The sequence below is a fragment of the Paenibacillus sp. FSL R5-0490 genome, from assembly GCF_001956215.1.
Classification (GTDB): domain Bacteria; phylum Bacillota; class Bacilli; order Bacillales; family Cytobacillaceae; genus Cytobacillus.
Genome location: NZ_MRTQ01000006.1, coordinates 54,025 through 71,828, shown reverse-complemented (window position 1 = coordinate 71,828; position 17,804 = coordinate 54,025). Strand labels below are relative to the sequence as shown.

The window sequence follows — 17,804 nt, the reverse complement described above, 5'->3', positions numbered from 1 at the left end:
TTTGGAACTCCTTTATTCAGCTTTTACTGTGATTTTTCCATCGATTATGTCTTCTGCTGCTTTTTTTAATGCAGCTTTTTGTTTCTCTGTTAAGGAGACGACCCGGATTTCAGAAAGGCCGACACCGTTTTCTGCCAGTCCCCATTCATAGGAAGAAGCTTCGATTTTTCCGTTTTCCGTCAATTCCTTCACCAGGTTAAAAACAGCAATGTCGATGTTTTTGACCATCGAGGTGGCAACGGCTTTTTCTGCAACAAAGTACTGATCGGAATCGACACCGCCTGCAAGCACGCCTTTTTCTTCGGCTTTTTTCAGTGCGCCAAAACCGGTGAATCCGGCAGCAGGGTATATAAAATCGGCACCGCCAGCAATTTGCTTCTCGGCAATTTTTCCGCCGAGAGCGGCATCTCCAAAACTTCCGGCGTATTCCGTCAGAACTTCAATTTTCGGGTTGAAATGCTTAGCACCTTGCACAAATCCATTTTCAAAATGGTGGATGACGGGGACATCAACACCGCCGATAAATCCCAGCTTGCCTGTTTTGCTTGTCATGGCAGCGAGCATTCCGACAAGAAAGCTGCCTTCATGCTCTTTAAACGTAAGTGAGACGACATTATCAAGCTCAGATACAGCATCAATCAGCAGAAATTGCTTTTCTGGATATTTCTTCGCTGTTTTTTCAAGTGCTTCCTGTGCTGTGAAACCCAGTCCGATAATCAGGTCATGATCTTCTTTGACCAGCTCTTCAAGCGGCTTTTCAAAATTCCCGTCAGGCGCTTCTTTGTAATCAAACAGAATGCCCAGTTCATCACGGGCTTTTTCCAGGCCCCGGAATGCAGAGTCGTTAAAAGACTCATCTCCAAGTCCGGTGTCCGATAAGAGAATGCCAATTTTATATTCTTTATGCTGGTTTGTGCTTTGTTCAGAGGCAGAGCAGGCTGCCAGAAGTAAGCTGAACGTCAGCAGGAAGGGTAATAGTTTTTTCAAGGTAAACCTCCATGTTGTAATATTTCGCCTTACATAATATCGGCAGAAAGAAGGAGGTTTTAAGTCTGAAGTCAGACCTTACCTCAAAAAAACAAAATAAAAAAGCCTGCATAACACAGGCTTCAAAAGCATCATTCTTCCAGCACCTTATATTTCTCCTTCAACGACTCCGGAGCCATCTTCACCATTTGCTGAAGGACAAACGATGTAATCACAATATCATCCGTAAAGCCGAAGATCGACAGGAAGTCTGGAACAAGGTCGAGCGGCAGAAGGATATACAGAAGTCCAGCCGCAATTGGGAACAGCTTTTTGCCGGCCGATACTTCCGGTGATAAAAAATATTCTTTCAGGAAGGGCAGAAACTTCCAAAATTTAAATACAAATTTGATGCGTTTGAGAAACTTCATTAGGTTCACCTTTTTCTAGTTCATTCGCTGAATGGGAGCTGCCACCTGAATGCGCGGCGGGTTTTTCACTTCAAGTGTGGCAGCTGATAGATAGCTTGTTTCAAGTATGCTTCAAAAAGTAAATAGAATTAGCCATTTTTGCAACGTGTTCAATTAGGTATGAATCTCCTCTTTTTATAATTTATAGGTTAAGAGGGGATAGTTTACACTCGTTTCTTCCTCCTTAGAAGTGGTTATCAAATAATCGTGATTTTATCCAGATCGGCGCTTTTGACGCCTTCGTTAAAGATCAGTCTTGTTTTAAATTGAAAAATCCGGTCAGGCGCAGAGCAGGGAATGTCTTCAGGCAGCTGAAAGTTAAAGTCCATTTTGTTGGTTTCTTCTGATTCAATGACTTTGGTGGACAGAATGGTCGCTGTCCCTATCACTTCCTCCTTCTCATTCTCAGGCGATGTCATGACCAGATCACACTCAATCCGCTTAATTTGCTGTTCAATCGTTCCTCCTTCAATCAGGAAGATTCCGCTCACATTTTCCCCTGGCGTATATTGAAGCTTTGGCAGCTGCAGATCAATTTTCGCAGAGCCTATTCCAAGCATTGACATGTATTTTCGTAAAATCAACAAAGATCTCTCCTCTAATTTTATATAGGGGGGAGCTGCTCGCTCACACCACAGTTTTGCTGTTTCCTTCTTTACGTGCTGATAAGGATAAAGTTTCAAGCAATTTTCACTCTACCTATTCCTCCATTTTATAAAGTCAAACGTGTCGCGGTGTGGGCCTGTATACAAAAAGGGCCTTTACCGCGGTGGTAAAGGCCCATAAATAAAGACCTCTACCAAATTGGTAAAGGTCTTGCTAACAATTGTTAAAATTGCCAACAAAGCCGAGAGCATGTGCTCCGTAATGACGACTCTGCTGTAAAAGCTACTCCCCTTTAGGAGAAACTATTCAATTTATAGCTACATCATAGTGGATTCTTAAGCCGCTGTCAATCATTTTTATGCCTGATGAGCCTTCAGATGGCGTTCGTCAAGTCTTTCTTCAATCTTCTCCAGTTTTAATTTATCCCGCAGCAGCTCTTCTTTATTGCGTTTAATTAGTTCATCCAGTGAGTATCTGATTTTCTTTTTCATCTTCCATTCCTCCATGTACAGTTTTTTTGGCAGAGGGATCAGAAACGGCTGCATCTATGTTAATATATGAACACCCAAAAGGGATCAGGAATCAGGGAGGGGGGGAGCCGCTGACTCCTTCAGCAATTTAAATCTGAAAATTTAAATAATTTTCTATTTCTTTTATCATAGTCCTAAAGACCTTTTTTGCCAATGGGGTTGTCCTCAAATGTCGAAATTCCTGCCTGTTATGCGTTTTTTTAGCACTAAAAGGAGTATAAGGCGGCAGAAATTCTGTATTCTTGCGATGTTGTTAAAAGTCAGGAATTTGGCTTGTTCTGTCGAATATGGAATGCAAGATGTGCTAAACTCTGCTTATCCTGTTTGATCTTCCATAGACAGATGGTGATGGAAATCGGTACAGTATTAATACAGGCTGCTGAAAGAAAGGAAGATGACGGATGCAAATGATCGATATTACACAATACAATCCGGAGACAATGCAACTGGCCAGGCCTATATATGACAGGATGAAGAGAGTTTTGCTGGCAGAAGGACGTTCCATTCATCCGGCCATTCTGGAAAGAATCGAGAATATGGGCATCACTACTTTGATTGTTAAAGATGCGGAATCGGAAGGCATTTCAATGGACGAAATGATTGATATGCCTACCTGGATGGACACAATCACGGTTGTGCAGAAAGCATTTGATCTGGCAGCTAAAAAGCAGATGTTAAATGTGGCAGAGCTCCAAAAAGCAGTTGCTCAAATGATTGGCGAGGTCACAAAACGAAAGACCATCGTGCTGGTCCCGTCATCATCTGTTCCCCCTGAATTAAAAAGCTATGCCCATTCCGTGAATGTGGCTCTGCTTGCCATCCAGACGGCCAAAAAACTGAAATATACGCAGTCACAGCTTCGGGACCTCGGCATCGGCTCCCTGCTGCATGATATTGGAAAAGCAGTATCTAAAGAGGAGAAGGAGCATCCGCAGACCGGTTTTGACGTTATTAAAAACCAGCGGGAAATCAGCTTGCTGTCGGCCCATATTGCATACCAGCACCATGAGCTTTTGAATGGAAAAGGCTATCCGAGAGGCTTGGCAGGGGATGACATCCTTGAGCTTCCGCAGGTTTGTGCAGTGGCCAGTTTCTACGAAAATTTGATCTCCACCGACAAGATGCTTCCGCATGAAGCGCTGGAATTGATTATGACCAAATATGAAACGGAATATAAAGGAAAGGTTATTGAAGCTTTTGTCAATAGCATTCCTTCCTACTACCCGGGAACGAAAGTCATTCTTCATAACGAGCAGAAGGCCATTGTGACAAAGATTAAACAGCATTTCCACAGACCGGTCATCCGCCTGCTGGAAGATCAGCGGGAAATCGATCTGGCTGTGACCCCGTCGGTTGTGATTAAGGGGATTTTGGTGGGATAAAAGACAGCAGTACTCAGTCATGATGTACTGCTTCTCTATTTACAGCAAACCAGCCTATCAGCAATACAATCAGAGAGGATACGCATCCAACAAGGATACTGTTCGGTCCTTCGCTGAAAAATAAAAACGTCCAACCGGACAATGTCCCAATCAGCACTGCTGATGGCATCAGCATGCCTTTTTCCTTCCTGCTCCATAAAATCTGCAAAATAACCGGCAAGGCAGCTGCAAAAAAGACTCCTGAAATGAAGAACAAATCCAGCAAAGATATTGAGAAAAGGTAGGCCCAACCTGGAATGGCCGCCACAAACAAAATCAGAATACCCCACATATGCTTATTCAGCTTGAGGTCATTCCGGTCATACAGAACATATAGCGAGTGAATCTGTGATAAAAAAGTTTCAAAGAAGATAACCATGAGAATAAAAATAAGCAGAATCGTAATCGTGAAATGCTCATATCTCAGGAAAATCTTTTCAAAGACTGAGTAAAAGTTTTGAAAACCGCCCTTGTAAATAGCCGATAAAGCAATCATTGAAAACGAAAAGGGGATCGTGCTCCAGATCAATCCGGTCATGCTTAGACCGAGCCTCAGTTTTTCTCTTTTGCTTTTTAGAAGCATATTCCACATCTTCAGATCCAGCAGCAGATGACCGAGCATGGCGATCGTAAAGGCTGTCAGCAGCAAAGGCAGTATATCCCATTCCACATAAAGCAGATACGGATGGTACAGGCGTATGCCATCATATACGACTTCAATTCCTTCCAGCATATAGGCGTGTACAAGAATCATGATCATAATCAAAAAAAGAATGCCGACCTTGAGCATGCTGAATCGGGTAAACCATTTTAACCGGAAAAAGATCGCTATCAGAAACCCGAATAAAAAGAATAAACTCATCCCGACAGGAACCGGTGTGCCTAAAGGGTAGACAAGGATTCCCGCCGCAAAGCCCATGACCGCCATGCCGAAAAAAATAGCCAGCAGAAGAACCCTCTTCATCCACTTTAACGCAGGTTCGGACAATCGGCTTGCCATGATAGCGAGAAAGGATGAAGATTCCTCTGAAGACCGTATCCGTTTGATTATTGGAATAAGGGCCAGAAAGGCAAGGGCGCCGGCTGCTGAAAAGCTGACAGTCCCGATAAAGCCGTAACGCAAAAAAGCTTCTGGTGCTGTAAAAACGGCATTGCCTGAAGTCCATCTTGAGATAATGGCGATGCTCAGCAGCCCGAAGCCATATTGAACTGATTTCGATAGGTTTGTGTTCATCAGTGCTGCTCCCTGTATTGCTTTGGTGTGATGTTTTCTTTTTTCTTAAATTGGCTTGAGAAGTAATGCAGGCTGTTAAAGCCCGTTTTTTCAGCAATTTCTGAAATGCTGTAATGGGTCGTGGACAGAAGATGTTTAGCTTTTTCCAGCCTGTAAACAGTCAGGTAGTCAATAAGGGAAGTGCCGACCTCCTCGCTGAACCTGCGGCTTAAGTAGGCTGGGCTTGCATGGACTCTGGCTGCAATATCCTGAAGGCCAACCCGCTGTTCATAAGACTCATGTATTTGATTTAAAGCCTCATTTACCATTTTGGAATATTCCTTTTGGAAAATAGGAGTGGAGAATTTTCTCAGTGTCTCTTTTAATTCTTCTTCAATAATTGGTTTCGTCAGGTATTCGGAAACCCCCAGCTGAATGGACTTTTTGGCAAAGTCAAAGTCCTGGTGAGCTGATAGAATGATAATCTGCAGATGGGGCTGGATCTCCTTTAAGTCTTTTACCAGTTCAAGCCCCGACTTTCCCGGCATCTCGATGTCCACGAAGGCGAGATGAAAGTAATGTTCCTTGCTGATGGCAAGAGCCTGGCTGCTGTCATAGGCAAAGTGGAAGTTCCACAAAGGAAATGCCGGCTTTAGAATATATTCAAGCTGTTCAATTACGATTGGTTCATCATCAATGCATAATACATTCATGCTTGCTCCTCCTTCTGGAATTCGACCTTGGGAAGTGTTATTTTCACAGTTGCCCCGTCTTGTTCATTTTTAAATATGTCTAAATCAGAGGTTTGAAAAAGCAAATCAAGCCGCTTTTTGACGTTAGAAAGACCCTGCCCTTTAGCTATCATTTCCTCAAATGAATAATCACCGATGCCAAGGCCGTTATCCTCCACATATAAGGTGATGCTGTCTTCATGGCTGACAGCTTTAATGGAGAGGGAAAGGGGCCCCGGCTTTTTCTCCAGTCCGTGCTTGAATGAGTTTTCCACAATCGTCTGAAGAAGGTAAGGAGGAACATAGTGCTTCAAAGCCTCCTCGTCAATTTCCTCCGTAATGGTGAGGCGGTTATGAAACCTTAGCTCCTGGATTTTTAGATAATATTTTGTGTACTCCCATTCTTTTTTTAATGGAATGAGCTGCTCTTTTATCTGGTATTTGAATTTTAAAAACAGGGACAGTGTTTCCATCGCCTTGATCAGTGTATCTATGCGGTTTAAACGGGCAAGACCGAGCATCAGGTTAATCGTATTGAATAAAAAATGGGGGTGAATCTGCTGGTTCAGCTGCATATATTTGCTTTCCTGCAGCGTGTTCTCAAGAACGACCTGCTGTTTCTCAAAGGAAAGAGTATCTATTTGTTTCTCAAACGCCAGCACCATCATTAAAATAATGGCACCTGCCATCGGTACGAATATCGAAAAAATCGCAAACAATGAAAACGTCTCGTAGGTAATTAGCATGATCTTCACTGCCTTAAAAGAATTTCTAATAGTATAACATGTCAGATAACTGGTTAGTAAGTTAATTTGGGAATCGTAATAAAATGGCATATGCAAATAGGACGGGGAATTTTGCAAATAGATTTAGGAATTTGCAAATAAAAAGAGGTTATTTGCTAATAGAATAGTAAACTTGCAAATAGAAAGCTGATTTCTGCAAATAAACGAACTGCAGAAGAGTGGGTAGATGGTAAATCCAGAATTTAAGCTATTCTTAAGAAGAAAAGACGCTTCGAAGTCTGCATAAAGGCAGCAACCCAGCGAAAAAACCCTGAATGAAGCCCAACGCAAACTATAAAAAAAGAGCGAAGCCGCAAAGCTCCGCCCAAAAGGGGGTTACACAATATATTGAGATCAGCACTAGGCTGGTACTCTAACAATTTAAGAAATCGCCTCGGCATAATGGCAGGCCGCCTGATGTCCTTCTCCCAGACTCTTAAGTTCCGGGTCGGACTGTCTGCACAAATCTGTAGCCAGCGGACATCTTGTATGGAACCGGCAGCCGGCAGGAGGATCGATAGGGGACGGGACATCGCCCTTCAGGATGATCCGTTCCTTTTTCTTTTTCCGGTTTGGCTCCGGAATGGCTGACAGCAGCGCCTGTGTATAAGGGTGGCGGGGGTTGTTGAATAAGCTCTTCTTCTCAGCAATTTCAACTACTTTTCCCAGGTACATCACAATGATCCGGTCAGAGATATGGCGAACGACCCCAAGGTCATGGGAGATAAATAGATAGGTTAAGCCATATTCCTTCTGCAATTTTTTTAATAGATTCAGCACCTGTGCCTGAACAGATACATCAAGCGCAGATACGGCCTCGTCACAGATGATCAGCTTCGGCTCTACCGCCAATGCGCGGGCAATTCCGATCCGCTGGCGCTGGCCCCCGCTGAATTCGTGCGGATAGCGGTCAATATGTTCTTCCTTTAATCCGACCTGTTCTAAAAGTTCAACTGCCCGGCGCCTCCTGTCCGCTTTCGGAACAACATTCAGGATTCCCATTGCTTCCTCAAGCGTCTGGCCAACCGACCTTCTTGGGTTAAGAGATGCGAACGGATCCTGGAAAATGACCTGCAAGTCTTTGCGGATCGAACGCATCTCCCGTTTTGATTTGGAAAGCAAATTCGTTCCCTGAAAAATCACTTCTCCGCCAGTCGGCTCATCCAGTCGCAAAATCGCACGTCCTGTTGTCGACTTTCCGCATCCGGATTCACCGACAATGCTGACAGTCTCCCCTTCATAAATCGTAAAGTTCACGCCATCAACCGCTTTAACATGATTGACGGTGCGGCCAAAAACACCGCCTTTAATCGGGAAGTACTGCTGCAGGTCCCTGACTTGAAGGATTTCCTTTTCTTTAGTTAGCGTGGCTGACATCTGCTGCGACCTCCTTTACTGCCGGTCCGTTCCATCTTTCCGAGTACATCCAGCAGCGTACTTTATCTCCGTTATCTTCTATTAATGATGGTTCTTCCGTCAGGCATAAATCTGTTGCAAACGGGCATCTTGGCGCAAAGCTGCACCCGGGGGGAAGGTTGTCCGGGCTTGGGACCGTACCTGGAATGGCTTCCAATTCCTCGACATCCCGGTCCACTGCCGGAATGCTTCTCAGCAAGCCCTGTGTGTAAGGGTGCTTTGGGTTATCAAAAAGGGAATCTACATCTGTATGCTCAACAATTTTTCCGCAATACATAACGGCGACCCGGTCACAGGTTTCGGAAACAACACCCATATCATGCGTAATCATGATGACAGCCGTTCCGAGCTGTTCCTGCAGATTTTTTAATAGATCAAGGATTTGCGCCTGGATCGTTACATCAAGAGCTGTCGTCGGCTCATCGGCAATCAGCAGCTCCGGCTTGCATGCCAATGCCATCGCAATCATGACGCGCTGGCGCATTCCGCCGCTTAATTCATGTGGCTCCTGCTTAGCTCTTTTTTCAGGTGAAGGGATGCCGACTAATCGCAGCATTTCGACTGCTTTTTGCCAGGCTTCCTTTTTTGGAAGCTTTTGATGAATCCGGAACGCTTCTGCAATCTGTTCTCCAACAGAATAAACAGGATTGAGTGAAGTCATCGGCTCCTGGAAAATCATTGAAATTTTGTTTCCGCGCATTTGCCGCATGCCTTCCTCTGTTTCTGAAAGCAGGTTTTTCCCTTTAAAATTGATTTCACCGTCCACAATCTTTCCGGGAGGCTCTGCAATCAGCCGCATGATGGAGAGGGAGGTGATGCTCTTTCCGCTCCCGGATTCGCCGACAATGCCGAGCGTTTCTCCTCTTTTAACATCAAAGTCTACGCCGTCGACCGCTTTAATGACTTTTTTGCCGGAGAAGAAATGAGTTTTTAAGTTTTTCACTTCCAGTATCGTTTCTTTATGTTCAGTTCCCATTTTTCTTGCTCCTCTCAATCGGGAATGGTTTTAGTTCAGTTCAACACGTTTATTCAGGAATCGGTAGGACAGGTCAACAAGCAGGTTAACGATGACAAACAGCACCGATACGAATAAAATCGATCCCTGCACAAGCGGCAGATCACGCATCCGGATGGCATCAATAATCAATCGTCCGACTCCATTGATGGCAAAGACGGATTCTGTTAAAACCGTTCCGCCGAGAAGGGCTCCAAACTGCAGTCCGACTACTGTAATAACCGGAATCAGCGCATTTTTTAAAGCGTGCTTATAAATGATCAGACGCTGGCGCACACCCTTTGCTTTGGCCGTGCGGATATAATCCTGGCGGATAACCTCGAGCATGCTTGCCCGAGTCATCCTGGCAACAATGGCTGCACCGCCTGTCCCGAGTGTAATGGCCGGAAGGATGATATGGCTGAAGGTCCCCCAGCCGGCAACCGGAAACCACTGAAGTCCGACTGAAAAATAAATGATCAGCATCAGCCCGAGCCAGAAGTTCGGCAGGGATACACCAAGAAGGGCTACCATCATTAATCCAACATCTGTAAAACTGTTTTGCTTCGTTGCGGCAATAATTCCGATTAGAACACCTAGAACAACCGTAATCACAATACTCCAGAAGGCCAATTCAAGTGTGATCGGCAAACGGACGAGGATTTCATCCAGAACAGGGCGGCTTGTCCGGATGGATTCGCCAAAATCCCCTTTTACAACATCTCCAACATAACTCAAGTATTGCAGGGCGAGAGGCTGATCAAGCCCGAGGTCATGCCGGATTGCATCCACCTGCTCATCTGTTGCTCCTTCCCCTGCCACCAGAACGGCAGGATCTCCGGGAACCATTTGCATGATGAGAAAAACCATAAGAGTAACGCCCAGCAGAACCGGGACGATTTGAACAAGCCTGCGCAATAGAAAAATAAACATATTAGAACCTCCTTAGTTTTTCATTCGCGGATCCAGGGCATCACGGAGTCCGTCTCCAAATAGGTTAAAGCCCAGAACGATCAGGGCAATGGCAATACCCGGAAATAGTGCGATATGCGGTGCTGTGAACAGGAAGTCGCGGCCATCGCTCAGCATGGCTCCCCATTCAGGAGTTGGCGGCTGTGCTCCCATTCCAAGGAAGGAAAGACCGGCAACTGATAAAATCGATGTAGCCAGACGCAATGTCCCCTGTACAATAATCGGGCTCATGATATTAGGCAGGATATGAACAAAAATAATTTTCGGATCGCTTGCCCCTAAAACCCTTATGGCATCAATGTATTCCATTTTCTTAACACTTAACGTTGAACCGCGGACAATACGGGCAAAAGTAGGGATTGAAAAAACACCGACAGCGATCATGACGTTAATGAGGCTTGGTCCCAGTGCACTGACAATGGCTAATGCAAGCAGCAGCCCGGGGAATGCAAGCAGGACGTCAATGAAACGCATGATAATCGTATCCACCCAGCCTCCGTAGTAGCCGGAAATAATTCCTAAAACAATTCCAAATAATGCTCCGATGAAGACGGAAACAAAGCCAACCGCAAGGGAAAGCTGTGAACCGTACAAGATACGGCTGAAAATATCCCGCCCTTTGTCATCAGTTCCCATAATATGGTCAGCTGATGGAGGCTGCAGTTTATTCACAAGGTCAATTTCGTATGGATCATAAGGCGAAATAAGCGGTGCAAGGACAGCGAGAATAATGTAAATAAGAACAATGCTGCCGCCCACCAGCGACATTTTATTTTTGATAAGAGCTTTTGCCAGGTCGGCTCCCTTGGCCTTCCTTTTAGATACAGGCACTGGAGCTTTCGCAGATTCCTGAGGATTTGCAATTGTGCTCATGATTTAGTCCCCCCATGTGTCTTATTGGTTGAGAACTAATTTATCAAAAATATTGACTGTTTTGTCTGAATTTTATGATAAAGTAAAAAATTCGCAAAAACATGACAAAATAACGAAAACATTGGCTAATTTTTTTTCCTATAATGGACACAACCTTAACAAATGAGCTGATTAAGCCAGCTTCATTGCATCATAGAACTACATATTCCAAACAAACTAGGGGGTGAAGGGATGAAACAAAGAATTGAAAAGCTCAGAAGGAAAATGTCGGAAAATGGCTGGAAGGGTGCTTTTATATACTCACCTGAAAACAGATACTATTTTTCCGGATACAAAGGATCAGCGGGAGTTCTTTTAATAGAAGAGGACTCACAGAAGCTGTTTACAGATTTCCGATATGTGGACCAGGCGAAGGATCAGGCACCCGATTTCGAAGTGGTCCAGCATCAGCAAAACCTGATCGAAATGGTCTGTGATTCGTTTTCAAAAGGAACACTGGCCCTTGAAATTGGAGATGTCCCGGCATCGGTTTATCTGGAAATCCAAACAAGGCTGCCGGAAACTGAGCTTGTTGATGTTACATCTGCAACAAACGAAATCCGGATGATTAAAGATGAAGCAGAAATCGAAAACATGCGGCAAGGGATTGAGATATGCGATCAGGCTTTCACACACATTTTGGATTTCATCCGTCCCGGCATAACCGAAAAGGATATCGGGCTGGAACTTGAGATTTTCATGAAAAGGCAGGGGGCTGAACGCATTAAGCCCAATCATGTGATTGCATCAGGTCCGCGTTCCTGTCTTCCCCATGGACAGGCTACTGACCGGGTGGTTGAGGTCGGGGATTTTGTCAAAATGGATTACGGCGCCATTGTAAATGGCTATTTCTCCGATTTTACAAGAACTGTTGTTGTGGGAGAGCCGTCTGAAAAGCAGGTGGAGATTTATAATATCGTCCGCCGCGCGCAGGAGGAATCCTTGAAGGCAATCGGTCCCGGAAAAACGTGCAGAGAGCTTGATGAAGTCGGCCGCGGCATTATCCGTGATGCCGGTTATGGCGATAACTTTGGGCATAGTCTGGGGCATTCCTTGGGTCTGGCCATCCATGAACAGCCTGCGATGAGATCGACAGATGAGACCGTTCTTCAAGAAGGGATGGTCATCACTGTTGAACCGGGGATTTATATTCCGGGGTTTGGCGGAGTTAGAATAGAAGATTTGGTTGTGATTACGAAAGATGGCCATGTGAACTTCACCAAATCAACGAAGGACCTGCAAGTGATATCATATTAAACAGGGGGTAAGGAAGATGAAAATGAGAAGTTTTTGGCTGGGTTTAGCAGCCTTGATTTTATTATTAGCCGGCTGCTCAGGCGGCAGCGACCCTGGGAGCCTGGAAGCTTCCAGCAGTGATTCTAATGCTTCAAATAAAGACCTGGTGATTGCTGTCCTGTCAGATGCGACCAAATTGGATCCGCATCTTGGCACAGATATTCCGTCTGCAAATGTGTATCACGGGAAAATTTACGAAGGCCTTGTGCAGCAGGATGAGAATATGGAAATCCAGCCTGCTCTTGCTACAGAATGGAAGCAGATTGATGATCTTACATGGGAATTCAAGCTTCGCGAAGGCGTGAAATTCCATGATGGAACTGATTTTACGGCAGAAGCTGTTCAGAAAACAATCGAACGTGTTCTTTCTGAAGAAACAGCTTCACCGCGTTCAAACCTATTTGAAATGATTAAAGAGGTTAAAGCAGTTGATGATCACACTGTTCAATTGATTACAGAATATCCATATGCTCCACTTCTGGCTAATCTTGCGCACTATGCAGCAGGCATTCTAAGCCCGGCTGCCATTGAGTCAGGAGAAAACCTTGGTCAAAATCCGGTTGGCACCGGCCCATATAAGCTTGGTGAGTGGAAGCCTGGACAGGAAATTAAATTGACTGCATTTGAAGATTACTGGGGTGATAAGCCTTCGATGGAAACTGTCACATATAAGGTAGTTCCGGAAGATTCTACCCGTATTGCCATGGTTGAAACAGGGGAAGCGCATATTGCAGAACCTGTGCCAGTAACAGAAGTAGAACGCATTGAAAACAGCAATAGCATGGAGCTTGTGCGCAGTGACGCGCTAGGTGTTGACTACATCGGCTTTAACGTAGAAAAAGAACCATTCAATAATGTAAAAGTGCGTCAGGCTATCAGCTATGCGATTGATACTGAAGCGATTGTAAAAGGTGTTTATAACAATGTGGGTACAGTGGCAACAGCTCCGATGGGACCTGCCATCTGGGGTCATAATCCGGATCTTGAAGGCTACAAATATGACCTTGAAAAAGCGAAGCAGCTTTTAGCCGAAGCCGGTTACCCGGACGGCTTCAAAACAACCATCTGGACAAATGACAATAAAGCCCGTATGGATGTGGCAGAAGTTGTTCAATCTCAATTAAAAGGTATTGGCATTGAAGTGGAAACAAAAGTAGTGGAGTGGGGCGCTTACCTTGAAGGTACAGCAAAAGGCGACCACGATATGTTTATCCTTGGATGGTCTAACATGACCGGGGATGCGGATTATAACCAGTACTTCCTATTCCATAGTGATGCACGAGGAAACCCTGGTAACCGTTCTTTCTACAGCAATCCGAAAGTGGATGAGCTGATCGATCAGGGACGTCAGGAAACAGATGAGAAGAAACGTCTTGAAATTTATGCGGAAGCTCAAAAAATTGAGATGGAAGAAGCGCCAATGGTCTTCCTTCGCAATGATGAAGACCTTGCCGTTATCGGCAGCAATGTCAAAGGCTTCTGGATGCATCCATCAGGATTGTACATGCTTGAAAAGGTTACGGTTGAATAAGGCTTTAATCACAAAATAGGAGCTGTAGCCCTCAGGGTACGGCTCCTTTCATCGCAGGTATTTCTAAATCCGAAATTTTTTATCAAATTAAAACGTTAATAGATTAATAATTTGTTATAATCAGAATTAACCATTTTAACACAGAGGTGAACTCCATGAATTTCGATTTCCACAACCACCCTTACCCATCCCAGCGAACGACCGTCATGGCAAACAACGGCATGGTCGCAACTTCCCAGCCGCTGGCGGCACAGGCTGGATTAGATATCATGAAAAAAGGCGGAAATGCCATAGATGCAGCAATCGCCACAGCAGCAGCTCTAACTGTGGTTGAACCGACATCCAACGGAATCGGCGGCGACGCATTTGCCCTCGTCTGGACGAAAGGGGAACTGCATGGTTTGAATGCAAGCGGCCCTGCACCAAAGTCCATTAGCATAGAAGCTCTAAAGGAAAGAGGCTTTGAAAAGATGCCGACGCATGGCTGGATGCCGGTTACGGTGCCTGGTGCTCCATCCGCGTGGGCTGAGCTTTCCAAGCGATTCGGCAGGCTTCCGTTAAAAGAAGTCCTTCAGCCTGCCATTGATTATGCGGAAAAAGGCTATCCATTAACACCGATTCTCGGCAAGTACTGGCAGTATGCGTATAAAAAGTTCAAACAGATTCTAACGGACGATGAATTCCAGCATTGGTTTGAAACCTTTGCTCCGGAAGGCAAAGCCCCTGAGGTTGGCGAGGTCTGGCGTTCTGAAGGACATGCTTCCACTTTGAAAGCCATTGGCGAAACAGACGGCGAAAGCTTTTACCGCGGGGAGATCGCCGAAAAAATTGATGCTTTTTCAAAAAAATACAATGCCTTCTTATCAAAAGAAGACCTTGCAGATTACAAGGCGGAATGGGTAGATCCCATCACAGTAAACTACCGCGGCTATGATGTTTGGGAAATCCCGCCGAATGGCCAGGGTCTTGTGGCTCTTCTTGGATTAAACATTGCTAAAGGCTTTGAATTCGGTGATAAAGAAACAGCGGATACCTATCACAAACAAATCGAAGCGATGAAGTTAGCTTTCACAGACGGCAAGGCATTTATTACAGATCCGGCAGAAATGAAAGTGACAGTTGAAGAATTGCTTTCAGAGGAGTACGGTGAATCCCGCCGAAGTGAGATTGGCGAGGAAGCAGTAACACCTGAGCCATATCAGCCGCCGCGCGGAGGTACTGTGTATCTGGCGACTGCAGACAGCGAAGGCAATATGGTTTCCTTCATCCAAAGCAACTATATGGGCTTTGGCTCAGGGCTTGTGGTTCCTGGAACGGGAATTGCCCTTCAGAATCGCGGACATGACTTCTCTCTTGACCCGGAGCACCATAATGCACTGAAGCCGGGCAAGAAAACATATCATACGATTATTCCCGGATTCCTGACAAAAGACGGAGAAGCCGTTGGACCTTTCGGTGTAATGGGCGGCTATATGCAGCCGCAGGGGCATATGCAGGTGGTTATGAATACAGTGGATTTCCACTTGAATCCGCAAGCAGCGCTTGATGCGCCAAGATGGCAGTGGATTGAAGGGAAAAAGGTTCAGGTGGAGCCTCATTTCCCTAATCACATTGCGCAGGCTTTGGTGCGCAAAGGACATCAAATCGAGGTAACCGTTGATACCGGCGGATTCGGCCGCGGCCAGATTATCTGGCGTGACCCGAAAACAGGCGTCCTTATGGGCGGAACAGAACCGCGAACAGACGGATCGATTGCCGCCTGGTAATAAAAAGTGAGGAAGCAGCACGCATATAAGAGTAAAATAACCATATAAAAGGTAAAGGGGAGCGGACCATAAAAAGCCGCTCCTCCACCTGCTTTTTCCGGACACGGAGGCAGTGTTACCCAACTGGTCTAGTGGTGGTATAGGTACCTGGTACCGAAAACAACGAAAAGAGGTGGAGGCATCATGAAGCAGCTTGACATCTTTATGGCTTTTTTCAGAGTAGGCATCCTCGGCTATGGCGGCGGCCCGTCGTCGATTCCGCTCGTTCATAAAGAAGTTGTTGATAAATATAAATGGATGGATACGGATGAATTCGGCGATGTGCTGGCGCTCGGGAACGCACTCCCAGGCCCGATTGCCACAAAAATGGCCGGCTATATCGGCTATCGTGTTGGCGGCATTCTGGGAATGGTCACTGCACTTGCAGCAACAATGGTACCAACAATTGTCCTTATGATTATTCTTCTTACCGCATTAAATACATTCAAAGACCAGCCATGGGTAGCAGGCATGACAAAGGCAGTCGTTCCAGTTGTGGCCGTGATGCTGGCAACACTCACTTGGGACTTTGTTAAAAAGTCATCGAAATCATCTCTGGGCTGGGGCTGGACATTGCTTTTTACAGCGGTGAGCTTAGCTCTTCTTGAGTTCGTTAACATTCATCCTGCGATTATCATTTTTGTTTTGCTGACTGCGGCTCTCCTGAAAAAAGATAAAGCTGATAAAAATGAAGCAAAAAAGGAGAGGAATCTCGCATGATTTACGTTCAGATCTTCTTGGCATTCTTCATTCCGGGGATTCTTGGATACGGCGGGGGACCGGCATCCATTCCGCTGGTTGAGAATGAAGTGGTCGACCATTATGGCTGGCTCTCAACAAATGAATTCAGTGAAATGCTGGCAATGGGCAATGCACTGCCCGGTCCGATTGCCACAAAAATGGCCGGTTATATCGGATATGAACAGGGGGGAATCCTCGGAGCCATCGTGGGCGTATTCGCCACTGTAGCTCCATCGCTGATTCTGATGATTACCTTGCTCGGACTTCTTATGAAATATAAGGAATCGCCGCGTGTGAAGCGCATGACTACTTATATCCGGCCGGTGATAGCGGTACTCCTTGGCGTCATGGCGTATGATTTCTTTTTCTCTGCATACGAAGGTGCCGGCATCTGGCAGACACTATTTATCGGACTGGTTAGCTTCTTCCTCATGGAAAGGCTTAAGGTTCATCCGGCTTATGTGATCGCCGGAGCGCTCGTATACGGAGGACTTATTTTAGGATAGGGGGAAGGTTTTTATGACATTTTCCATCGTGGGATACGATCCGAAGGAAAAAGAATGGGGAATTGCGGTTCAATCGAAATTTCTCGGGGTTGGTGCAGTAGTGCCCTTTGCAAAAGCAGGTATTGGAGCCGTTGCGACTCAGTCATACGCCAATACTTCCTATGGACCGCGTGCATTGCAATTGATGGAAGAAGGGAAAACGGCCGAGGAGGCCCTTGAAATCATTACTAAAGATGATCCCGAAAAAGAGCTCCGCCAGGTCGGACTGCTGGATAGCATGGGAAACCCGGCGACGTTCACAGGGGAAGGCTGCTATGAGTGGGCTGGAGGCATGACCGGACATCACTTTGCCGCGCAGGGCAATATCCTGGTGGATGAAAAAACGGTTGAGGCAATGGGCCAGACGTTTATCAGTACTGACGGCACTTTGGCTGAGCGCCTGCTCGCTGCCTTAAATGCTGGTCAGGCAGCCGGCGGTGACAGCCGGGGCCAGCAATCCGCAGCCCTTCTTGTAGTGAAAGAAGCAGGGGGATACGGAGGATTTAACGACTGCTACATCGACTTGCGGGTTGATGACCATCCGGAGCCGATTACCGAGCTGATTCGGATTTATCATCTGCAGCAGCTGTACTTTGCACCGTCAAAGGCTGAACGGGTTGCGGCTATTGAAGGTGAGGTAAAAGAGGAGCTTGTACTGGAATTAACCCGGCTCGAGTATTTAAAGGCTGGTCAGGATGATGAACAGCTATTGAAAGCATTAACTGCCTTTATTCATACCGAAAACTTCGAAGCCCGTGAGCAGGAAGCGGGGAAGATTGATTTGGATGTTTTAGCTTATATGAAAAAGCTGTGAAAACGGAGAGGGAGCTCTTCGTTTTTTCTTTGGGTTCAGATTAGCTGTTAGAAAAT

The 17,804-nt window shown here is 45.7% G+C and carries 18 protein-coding genes; 7 read left to right on the top strand and 11 right to left on the bottom strand.

Features of this window, described 5'->3' with window-relative positions:
• Positions 1 to 12: 12 nt before the first annotated feature.
• The 4 genes from BK139_RS06400 to BK139_RS23670 all read right to left on the bottom strand — a co-directional run bounded on the left by BK139_RS06400 (position 13) and on the right by BK139_RS23670 (position 2,533).
• On the bottom strand, positions 13 to 987 hold the full coding sequence (locus tag BK139_RS06400) for a BMP family lipoprotein (RefSeq protein ID WP_076257522.1): 975 nt from the start codon (positions 985 to 987) through the stop codon (positions 13 to 15).
• A gap of 131 nt (positions 988 to 1,118) precedes the next feature.
• Positions 1,119 to 1,397 carry a YkvA family protein gene (locus BK139_RS06395; protein ID WP_076257521.1) on the bottom strand — a complete coding sequence of 93 codons (279 nt, stop codon included), beginning with the start codon at positions 1,395 to 1,397 and terminating at the stop codon, positions 1,119 to 1,121.
• A gap of 236 nt (positions 1,398 to 1,633) precedes the next feature.
• A complete protein-coding gene (locus BK139_RS06390) occupies positions 1,634 to 2,020 on the bottom strand; it encodes a sporulation protein (RefSeq protein ID WP_076257520.1) in 387 nt (128 codons plus the stop codon).
• Between the two features lie 378 nt (positions 2,021 to 2,398).
• Positions 2,399 to 2,533, bottom strand: a complete 135-nt coding sequence (locus BK139_RS23670) for an FbpB family small basic protein (RefSeq protein ID WP_139325604.1) — start codon at positions 2,531 to 2,533, stop codon at positions 2,399 to 2,401.
• Positions 2,534 to 2,973: 440 nt separating this feature from the next.
• Between BK139_RS23670 and BK139_RS06380 the strand changes: the two genes are divergently transcribed.
• Complete coding sequence (locus BK139_RS06380; RefSeq protein ID WP_076257519.1) at positions 2,974 to 3,954, top strand: HD-GYP domain-containing protein; 981 nt, start codon at positions 2,974 to 2,976, stop codon at positions 3,952 to 3,954.
• Positions 3,955 to 3,967: 13 nt separating this feature from the next.
• Here the strand turns inward: BK139_RS06380 and BK139_RS06375 are convergent, their stop codons facing one another.
• From BK139_RS06375 to nikC, 7 genes are all read right to left on the bottom strand, one after another.
• Positions 3,968 to 5,227 carry a hypothetical protein gene (locus BK139_RS06375; protein WP_076257518.1) on the bottom strand — a complete coding sequence of 420 codons (1,260 nt, stop codon included), beginning with the start codon at positions 5,225 to 5,227 and terminating at the stop codon, positions 3,968 to 3,970.
• Complete coding sequence (locus BK139_RS06370) at positions 5,227 to 5,919, bottom strand: response regulator transcription factor (RefSeq protein ID WP_076257517.1); 693 nt, start codon at positions 5,917 to 5,919, stop codon at positions 5,227 to 5,229. The genes BK139_RS06375 and BK139_RS06370 overlap by 1 nt, the downstream gene beginning before the upstream one ends.
• Positions 5,916 to 6,683 (bottom strand): sensor histidine kinase, encoded by a 768-nt coding sequence (locus tag BK139_RS06365; RefSeq protein ID WP_076257516.1) that lies wholly within the window; start codon positions 6,681 to 6,683, stop codon positions 5,916 to 5,918. Before BK139_RS06365 ends, BK139_RS06370 begins: the two co-directional genes overlap by 4 nt.
• Before the next feature lie 420 nt (positions 6,684 to 7,103).
• Positions 7,104 to 8,099 carry an ABC transporter ATP-binding protein gene (locus tag BK139_RS06360; RefSeq protein ID WP_076257515.1) on the bottom strand — a complete coding sequence of 332 codons (996 nt, stop codon included), beginning with the start codon at positions 8,097 to 8,099 and terminating at the stop codon, positions 7,104 to 7,106.
• Entirely contained in the window at positions 8,080 to 9,114 is a 1,035-nt protein-coding gene (locus tag BK139_RS06355; protein ID WP_076257514.1) for an ABC transporter ATP-binding protein, read from the bottom strand. Before BK139_RS06355 ends, BK139_RS06360 begins: the two co-directional genes overlap by 20 nt.
• A 30-nt stretch (positions 9,115 to 9,144) precedes the next feature.
• Positions 9,145 to 10,065, bottom strand: a complete 921-nt coding sequence (gene nikB / locus BK139_RS06350) for a nickel ABC transporter permease (protein ID WP_076257513.1) — start codon at positions 10,063 to 10,065, stop codon at positions 9,145 to 9,147.
• Between the two features lie 12 nt (positions 10,066 to 10,077).
• A complete protein-coding gene (gene nikC / locus BK139_RS06345) occupies positions 10,078 to 10,977 on the bottom strand; it encodes a nickel transporter permease (RefSeq protein WP_083675303.1) in 900 nt (299 codons plus the stop codon).
• Between the two features lie 231 nt (positions 10,978 to 11,208).
• Between nikC and BK139_RS06340 the strand changes: the two genes are divergently transcribed.
• The 6 genes from BK139_RS06340 to BK139_RS06315 all read left to right on the top strand — a co-directional run bounded on the left by BK139_RS06340 (position 11,209) and on the right by BK139_RS06315 (position 17,748).
• A complete protein-coding gene (locus tag BK139_RS06340) occupies positions 11,209 to 12,273 on the top strand; it encodes a M24 family metallopeptidase (protein ID WP_076257512.1) in 1,065 nt (354 codons plus the stop codon).
• Positions 12,274 to 12,289: 16 nt separating this feature from the next.
• Positions 12,290 to 13,843: a glutathione ABC transporter substrate-binding protein gene (locus BK139_RS06335; protein ID WP_076257511.1), complete on the top strand. Its 1,554-nt coding sequence runs from the start codon at positions 12,290 to 12,292 to the stop codon at positions 13,841 to 13,843.
• Between the two features lie 155 nt (positions 13,844 to 13,998).
• Positions 13,999 to 15,609, top strand: coding sequence for a gamma-glutamyltransferase family protein (locus BK139_RS06330; protein WP_076257510.1), 1,611 nt, complete (start codon positions 13,999 to 14,001; stop codon positions 15,607 to 15,609).
• Between the two features lie 183 nt (positions 15,610 to 15,792).
• The gene (locus BK139_RS06325) at positions 15,793 to 16,368 is read left to right on the top strand and encodes a chromate transporter (RefSeq protein WP_076257509.1); all 576 of its coding nucleotides are present in this window, start codon (positions 15,793 to 15,795) and stop codon (positions 16,366 to 16,368) included.
• The gene (locus tag BK139_RS06320; protein WP_076257508.1) at positions 16,365 to 16,895 is read left to right on the top strand and encodes a chromate transporter; all 531 of its coding nucleotides are present in this window, start codon (positions 16,365 to 16,367) and stop codon (positions 16,893 to 16,895) included. Before BK139_RS06325 ends, BK139_RS06320 begins: the two co-directional genes overlap by 4 nt.
• A gap of 13 nt (positions 16,896 to 16,908) precedes the next feature.
• On the top strand, positions 16,909 to 17,748 hold the full coding sequence (locus tag BK139_RS06315; protein ID WP_076257507.1) for a DUF1028 domain-containing protein: 840 nt from the start codon (positions 16,909 to 16,911) through the stop codon (positions 17,746 to 17,748).
• Positions 17,749 to 17,804: the final 56 nt, after the last annotated feature.

What these genes read in the sequence shown, in the direction of transcription:
- BK139_RS06395 (WP_076257521.1), bottom strand. Translation starts at nt 1,397, where the DNA reads ATGAAGTTTCTCAAACGCATCAAATTTGTATTTAAATTTTGGAAGTTT.
- BK139_RS23670 (WP_139325604.1), bottom strand. Translation starts at nt 2,533, where the DNA reads ATGAAAAAGAAAATCAGATACTCACTGGATGAACTAATTAAACGCAAT.
- BK139_RS06380 (WP_076257519.1), top strand. Translation starts at nt 2,974, where the DNA reads ATGCAAATGATCGATATTACACAATACAATCCGGAGACAATGCAACTG.
- BK139_RS06375 (WP_076257518.1), bottom strand. Translation starts at nt 5,227, where the DNA reads ATGAACACAAACCTATCGAAATCAGTTCAATATGGCTTCGGGCTGCTG.
- BK139_RS06370 (WP_076257517.1), bottom strand. Translation starts at nt 5,919, where the DNA reads ATGAATGTATTATGCATTGATGATGAACCAATCGTAATTGAACAGCTT.
- BK139_RS06365 (WP_076257516.1), bottom strand. Translation starts at nt 6,683, where the DNA reads ATGCTAATTACCTACGAGACGTTTTCATTGTTTGCGATTTTTTCGATA.
- BK139_RS06360 (WP_076257515.1), bottom strand. Translation starts at nt 8,099, where the DNA reads ATGTCAGCCACGCTAACTAAAGAAAAGGAAATCCTTCAAGTCAGGGAC.
- BK139_RS06355 (WP_076257514.1), bottom strand. Translation starts at nt 9,114, where the DNA reads ATGGGAACTGAACATAAAGAAACGATACTGGAAGTGAAAAACTTAAAA.
- nikB (WP_076257513.1), bottom strand. Translation starts at nt 10,065, where the DNA reads ATGTTTATTTTTCTATTGCGCAGGCTTGTTCAAATCGTCCCGGTTCTG.
- nikC (WP_083675303.1), bottom strand. Translation starts at nt 10,977, where the DNA reads ATGAGCACAATTGCAAATCCTCAGGAATCTGCGAAAGCTCCAGTGCCT.
- BK139_RS06340 (WP_076257512.1), top strand. Translation starts at nt 11,209, where the DNA reads ATGAAACAAAGAATTGAAAAGCTCAGAAGGAAAATGTCGGAAAATGGC.
- BK139_RS06335 (WP_076257511.1), top strand. Translation starts at nt 12,290, where the DNA reads ATGAAAATGAGAAGTTTTTGGCTGGGTTTAGCAGCCTTGATTTTATTA.
- BK139_RS06330 (WP_076257510.1), top strand. Translation starts at nt 13,999, where the DNA reads ATGAATTTCGATTTCCACAACCACCCTTACCCATCCCAGCGAACGACC.
- BK139_RS06325 (WP_076257509.1), top strand. Translation starts at nt 15,793, where the DNA reads ATGAAGCAGCTTGACATCTTTATGGCTTTTTTCAGAGTAGGCATCCTC.
- BK139_RS06320 (WP_076257508.1), top strand. Translation starts at nt 16,365, where the DNA reads ATGATTTACGTTCAGATCTTCTTGGCATTCTTCATTCCGGGGATTCTT.
- BK139_RS06315 (WP_076257507.1), top strand. Translation starts at nt 16,909, where the DNA reads ATGACATTTTCCATCGTGGGATACGATCCGAAGGAAAAAGAATGGGGA.